Genomic DNA, 1,689 nt, shown 5'->3' with positions numbered 1-1,689 from the left:
CGGCTCGACATTGTTGAGCTTGGCAGTCTCGATCAGCGAGGCGATGGTCGCCCAGTGTTCGGCCCCGGCGTCGGAGCCTGCGAAGAGCGCATTCTTGCGATTGAGGGCAATTGGCCTGATGGATCGCTCGACGGTGTTGGAGTTGCGACAATGCTGCGCATTGCGCCGAGATCTCGATCCGCCCGTCGTCGATGAAGCGGGTCAAGCCGTCCCAGCGTGACAGGGCATAGCGGATTGCTTCGGCGAGCTTTGTCTTCTGGCTTATGTGGCCGAGTTGTTCACGCAGCCAGGGAGCGAGGCTGTCGATGATGGGGCGGCTCTTTTGTTGGCGCGTGGCGCTACGCTCCTCGTGGGTCCGGCCACGTATCTCGTCTTCGATCCTGTAAAGTTCGCCGATGCGTCGGAGCGCCTCGCTGGCGATGGGTGCCGGGCCGGCAGCAGCCAGCTCATAGAAGCGGCGTCGAACATGGGACCAGCAGAATGCCAGCGACACGGTATTCTTTGCCGCGAGCGGGCGATATCCACTGTAGCCGTCGACCTGCAGGATGCCGACGAAGCCGTCGAGATGGGCCATCGGCCGTTCGCCTTTGCGATCCGGCGCGTAGACATAGGCGACGCCGGGTGGGTCATCGCCCTGCCACGGCCGGTCATCTCGTGCATAGGCCCAAAGCTGTCCGGTCTTGGTCTTGCCGCGCCCCGGATCGAGCACGGGTGCTGTCGTCTCGTCGGCGAAGAGCTTGGACGACGACTTCAAATGATCAAGCAACAGCTGATGAACGGGGCGAAGATGCCAGGCGGCACGACCGACCCAATCGGCGAGCGTCGAACGGTCGAGGTCGATGCCCTGACGCTTGTAGATTTGCGCCTGGCGATAAAGTGGCAAGTGGTCAGCATATTTGGAGACCAGCACCTGGGCGACGGTAGCCTCGGTCGGAATGCCACCTTCGATCAATCTTGCCGGGGCCGGAGCTTGGACAACGACCTCCTCGCAGGCCCGGCAGGCATACTTTGGGCGGCGCACCACCAGCACGCGGAACTGGGCGGGCACAATGTCGAGCTTCTCGCTGACATCCTCGCCGATCCGGTGCAGGTCATTGTGGCAGCACGGGCAGGCATGGTCATCGATATCGACCACGACCTCGATGCGCGGCAGGTGTGCTGGCAGCGAACCCCGGTTCGTGCGCCGTTTAGCGACTTGCGACTGGTGAAGAGCATTCGACGCCTGCTCCTTCTCTTCCAGCCCGGCGGCCTCGACCTGCTCGGCCTCTTCAAGCCCCAGCAGAAGCTGGTCTTCGGGAAGGGTCTCGGCACGGCGGCCGAAGCGGTGGCGCTGCAATTCCTTGATGATCTGACGCAGGCGGGCATTCTCCGCCTCACGCGAAAGCACCATGGCTTTCAGCGCGTTCAGGTCATCCGGAAGCTCGTCTGCCGTCATCGTCATAGGTTGAGAACAGCATATTTTGCCGCTCGGAACGAGAGGTTGAATGCGGCTGATTCAATTGGTCGCGGCCGTCATCCGGCCTTAACAGGCGTGCGCGTTTGGCTCGGCGCTGCCACGCGTTTCCAGTCCAATCCTTCGAACAGAGCCGAGAACTGGGCGGATGTCAGATGCATCGCGCCGTCCTGCATTCGAGGCCAATGGAACTCGCCATCCTCAAGTCGTTTGGCGACCAGGCACACGCCGCTGCC

1 protein-coding gene and 1 pseudogene are annotated in these 1,689 nt (G+C 62.5%); both read right to left on the bottom strand.

The window, feature by feature from the left end; all coding sequences use genetic code 11:
* Positions 1-1,441 (bottom strand): annotated as a pseudogene (gene tnpC, locus LRX75_RS23210) (IS66 family transposase); the annotation flags it as partial.
* 71 nt (positions 1,442-1,512) lie between these two features.
* Complete coding sequence (tnpB, locus tag LRX75_RS23515; RefSeq protein ID WP_420851264.1) at positions 1,513-1,680, bottom strand: IS66 family insertion sequence element accessory protein TnpB; 168 nt, start codon at positions 1,678-1,680, stop codon at positions 1,513-1,515.
* Positions 1,681-1,689 lie beyond the last annotated feature (9 nt).

It is taken from the genome of Rhizobium quercicola, assembly GCF_021168455.1.
GTDB lineage: Bacteria > Pseudomonadota > Alphaproteobacteria > Rhizobiales > Rhizobiaceae > Ferranicluibacter > Ferranicluibacter quercicola.
This window is presented reverse-complemented; position numbering and strand designations above follow the sequence as displayed.